The sequence below is a fragment of the Nocardioides sp. genome (genome assembly GCF_034670285.1).
Taxonomy (GTDB): Bacteria; Actinomycetota; Actinomycetes; order Propionibacteriales; family Nocardioidaceae; genus Nocardioides.
The window spans coordinates 1-4,693 of sequence record NZ_JAXMNS010000311.1; the positions used below are offsets into that span (position 1 = coordinate 1).

General features: G+C 67.2%; 2 protein-coding genes and 1 tRNA gene. All 3 read right to left on the bottom strand.

The annotated features are described in order from the left end of the window. Positions 1–58: 58 nt before the first annotated feature. Positions 59–2,173, bottom strand: coding sequence for a M14 family zinc carboxypeptidase (locus tag VOI19_RS14650; RefSeq protein WP_323793702.1), 2,115 nt, complete (start codon positions 2,171–2,173; stop codon positions 59–61). Positions 2,174–2,358: 185 nt separating this feature from the next. Beyond that, positions 2,359–2,432: transfer RNA gene (locus tag VOI19_RS14655), tRNA-Met, on the bottom strand. Between the two features lie 91 nt (positions 2,433–2,523). Then, positions 2,524–4,693 (bottom strand): UPF0182 family protein (locus tag VOI19_RS14660; RefSeq protein WP_323793703.1); only part of this gene is annotated, 2,170 nt, incomplete at its 5' end.

Here is a 4,693-nt window from a genome sequence, read left to right on the forward strand (position 1 = left end):
TCCGTCGATGACCGCCCGCGGTGCCGGCGACGCGTCACTCAGGCGACGCGAGCACTGCTCACCAGTTCCTCTTGCACTCCTTCAGGTCGACCTTGACCTCCTGGCCGCGGTTGACCACGACGGACTCGGTCTGCAGGACGCGACCGTCCTTCTCGCAGGTCAGCGTCCAGTTCTCAATGAGGCCCGGCGCCTGCTCGGAGGAGACGAGCGTGGAGTCGAAGAGCGTCGCAGTGACCGTGTAGGTCGGCGCGGTCGAGGCGAAGTTGATCACCCGCAGCACATAGTCGCCCTGCTCCGGCGCGGCGATCTCGGCCCGCTCCTTCTCGTTGACGAAGTTGCCCGAGCTGCCGACCTGGGTCAGCGTGCCGTCGGCGTTGCGACGGTAGACCTCGAGGTCCATGTCATCAGGGGTCGGCCAGTCCAGGTCGATCTGGAGCACGTCGATCCCGGGTTCGGTGACGGAGAACGGGTGGTCGACGCTGTCGCCCACGGCAGTGGGTCCGCCCTGGAACGTCTCGGAGCGCACCGGCTCGTCCTCGGTGATCTGCACGAGCTTGCTCATCACGACCGGACGCGTCGACTGGTTGACGTGCCAGGTGTACTTGTCGTCGCCGGTCACCACCATCGAGCTGTCGAGGTTGTCGGCGAACGAGCCCTCCCAGGTCGGGGTCGCGAACTGCTTGCGCAGACGAAGCGTCGCTCCCTCGGGCGCCTTGCCCTTGATCACCGCGTGGTTGGAGGCGTCGACGGCGTTCTCGAGGGCGATCAGGTAGGCCTCGCGGTTGCCCTTTCCTGCGAGCTCGCCGGCGCCGACGTACTCGTCGACGACCTGCGGGAACGGCGGGTGGAACTCGTCGGGACCGATCTCGAAGGTGTAGCCGAAGCCGCCGGTGGCGTTGTAAGACCAGTCCTCGGTCGTGCCGGTGGTGTCGTAGAGCTCCCAGCCGTGGATGTTGCGGTACCCGTTGGCGGCGGTCATCTTCGCGCCGAGCTCCTTGAGCCCCTCCTCGTCGTGAGGGTCACCGACGGGCGTGCCGTCGAATCCGATGGTGTCCGGGTGGACGCCGTTGGGTCGCAGGACCAAGTTGGAGAAGGTGTGGTTGGAGATCAGCGTGGTGACCTGTCGGCTGCTGACCAGCTCGCGCACGTTCTGGATCTCGGGCTCGGAGAACGGGCCGGCCCCGCGGTAGGTCGGGTCGGCGAAGAGGTCCGAGGCACCCGGACCGCCCCAGAACCCACCGTAGTTGCGGTTGAGGTCGACGCCGTTGAGGAAGCCACCGGGGCTGGTGATGCTGGCGGCGCGGCAGGTGCCGTCCGGGGTGTCTTGGTTGTCGACCACGCGGCAGTTCTTGCGCTTGTAGGCGTTGCCGGGGGTGCCGAGGATCGAGACGGTGCCACCGCCGTCGAGCTGGCGCAGATCGACGAGGTCGCCGTCGGTGCGCGAGAGCTCGAACCCGTCGACGTTGACGACCGGCACGACCACGACGCGCGAGCGGTCGAGGAGGCCGGTGATCCGCGCATCGGTGCCGTAGCCGGTGACGAGGTCGTAGGCGAACTCCATCGCCAGCTCGCCGGAGGGCCACTCTCGGGCGTGGTGGACGCCGAGCAGCACGAAGGTCGGGCGACCGTCCTCGGCAGCGTTGACATCGCGCCCGATCTCGATGCCGTAGACCGTGCGACCGTCCAGCGACCGGTGTGGCATGGTGATCTGCTTGGCGATCGTCGGGCGCTGAGACACGAGCGTGGCGATGTCGCTGTTGTAGTCCGCGAGGTCGCGGTAGGTGTCGCGACCCGAGGGCAGCGGCGAGCGCAGGGTCGCGGCGGCGTAGGCCGCGTTGGTCCGGTTGTTCTGGGCCTCGCGCAGTGCGAGGTCGGGGATGCGCACCTCGTGCTCGAGGCCGGAGTCGATCAGTCGTGCCAGGTCGAGCGCGCTGTGCAGCACGACCTCGATGTAGTCGTGGCCCGCGTGCTCGGTCAGGTCGAGACCGAGGGTCTGCAGGAGCTCCTTGTCGGCGCGGGTCGGGGTGTCGACGACGACCAGCTGGGCGGCGAAGGTGGTCGTCGCCCCAATCGGTCCACTCGCGATGGCAGGCGCCATGGCGACGCCTCCCATGACCAGGGCGGCGGTAGCCGCTCCGGCGAGGATTTTTGATCTACGAGATGCGAGACGCATGCTGCTGGGCTCCTTCAGGGTCGGTTGGCTTCCGGGGTCCAACGACGCACTGTGAGCCGGGTCACGATGACGCAGGACATTTTTGTCACCCCTGACGAATTCCCCTTTGAATTGGGCGGAGACGCTGACGCGTGAAAAAACAACAAGGCCCGACACGCGTGATGCGTGTCAGGCCCTGCTTCTTGTAGCGGGGGCAGGATTTGAACCTGCGACCTCTGGGTTATGAGCCCAGCGAGCTACCGAGCTGCTCCACCCCGCGTCGGTGAACACCACGTTACCGGGTCGGGGTAGGGCGGCCAAATCGATTGGCTGAGGGTTGGGTCACCCCCACCCCTCAGCCATCGAGGCACTCAGCCGGCGCGGTTCTCGACCCGCTCCTTGAGGTCCAGCGCCTGCTCGAGCAGGGTCTGCGCGCGGGCGACCTGCTTCTGGTAGACGCCCAGGTTGCCGTTCGACAGCGCCGTGTCGGCCTTGTCGAACGCCGCCAGGGCGTCGGCCAGGGCACGGTCGAGCTGCTCCTGCAGGGTGCCGGTGCCCGGCTCGGGCGTCGGCTCCGGCTCGGGCTCCGGCTCGGTGGGCTCGGGGTCGGTGTCGATCGGCCCCGTGCCCGAACCGAACAGGTCCTGGATCGCGTTCTGGAACGTCGTGCCGTAGCCGATGTCGTCGCCGAACTTCACCTGCACGAAGCGCAGCTCGGGGTAGGAGGCATCGGTGACCTGGCGCGAGACGTAGACCGGCTGGACGTACATCAGGCCCCGGTTGATCGGGAAGGTCAGCATGTTGCCGTAGGTGACCTTGGCGCCGGAGTTCTTCAGCGGGAGCAGCGCCTCGTTGATGCGCTGGTCGGAGATGAAGTCGTTGGCGACCTGTCCAGGACCGGACGTCTGGTCGCTGTCCACGGCCTCGGCGTCACCCTCCAGGTCGGCGTTGTTGAGACGCAGCACGCTGATCTGGCCGTACTCCTCGCTCTCGGCGTTGGAGTTGACCGAGACGAAGGAGGCGAGGTTGTTGCGTCGGAACGGCACGTAGACCGAGGTCAGCGAGAAGTTCGACGCCTCCGCTCCCCCGACGAACAGCCGGTACGGCGCCTGGAAGACACCCGGCGACTGCGGGTCCTCCGGGACGGCCCAACGGTCGTTGAACTCGTACCAGTCGCTGGCGTCGTTCACGTGGTAGCGAGCGAACTGGTAGCGCTGCACCTTGAAGAGGTCCTCGGGGTAGCGCACGTGGGCGAGCAGGTCGTCGGACATGGCCGACTTGGGCTCGACCGTGCCGGGGAACGCCCCCATCCACGACTTCAGGAGCGGGTCCTCCTCGTCCCAGGCGTAGAGGGTGACCTCACCGGTGTAGGCGTCGACGGTCGCCTTGACCGCGTTGCGCATGTAGTTGATCTCGTCGGTCGGCAGGGTCTGGATGCCCGTCTGGACCTGGAGGGCGTCGGTGATCATGTCCTCGAAGGACTCGCGCTGCGCGAGCGGGAACCGGTCGGTAGTGGTGTAGCCGTCGGCGATCCACACGATCCGGCCGTCGACGACGGCCGGGTAGACGTCGCTGTCGACAGTCAGCCAGGGCGCCACCTTCTCGACCCGGGTGGTGGGGTCGCGGTCGAAGAGCACCGAGGAGTTGCCGTTGACACGCCCCGAGAGCAGGAAGTTGGGCTCCCCGAACTTGATCGCGAACATCAGCTGGTTGATCGTGCTGCCCACCGAGGGGTCGCCGGGTCCGTCGAACGTCGTCGACGTGCCGAGCTCCGAGCCGGGCACCGGCAGGTTGAGCTCGACGTCCTCGTCCTCGGGCTCCTCCTTGCCCACCACCGAGTAGTCGGGGCTCTTCTCGCCGTAGTAGATCCGGCTCTCGAACTCGCCGAGCTCGTCGGAGATGTCGGTCTCGGAGGAGTTGATCCCCTGCGCCCACTCCAGGCCACCCGAGGACGACGGCGCGTCGGCGCCGGTGTCGGAGGTGACGGCGTTCGCGTTGTCACGCTGGTTGGCGTAGGCGGCGATGATGCCGTTGCCGTGGGTGAAGACGGTGTGCAGGTTGGACCAATTGCGAGCATCAGGGCTCAGTCCGTCCTGGTCGAGCTCACGGACACCGAGCACCATGGCCCGGTTGGAGCCGTTGATCTCGTAGCGGTCGACGTCGAGCACCTCGGCGACCGAGTAGTAGCCGCGCTCCTGCTGGATGTTCTCGAACGCCGGCGAGACCTGCTTGGGGTCGACCAAGGGAACCGAGCTCAGCAGCGGGGCCAGCTGCGCGGCGCTCGCGTCGAGCGAGGTGTTGGGCGAGAACGGCGTCGTCTTGACGTCCTGGAGGTCGTAAGCAGCCTGCGTCGCCTCGATGTTGCGGGCGATGTAGGGCTCCTCCTTGTCGGCCTCGGAGGGCTTGACCTGGAACTGCTGCACCACGGCCGGCCAGATCATGCCGAGCAGGACCGCGGAGAGCACGAGCAGTCCGAGACCCATGGTCGGCAGCTGCCACGTGCGGCGCCAGACGTTGAGGAAGAACAGGATCGAGCAGATG

Coding starts and splice junctions, on each gene's coding strand:
- VOI19_RS14650 (WP_323793702.1), bottom strand. CDS start 2,173: ATGCGTCTCGCATCTCGTAGATCAAAAATCCTCGCCGGAGCGGCTACC.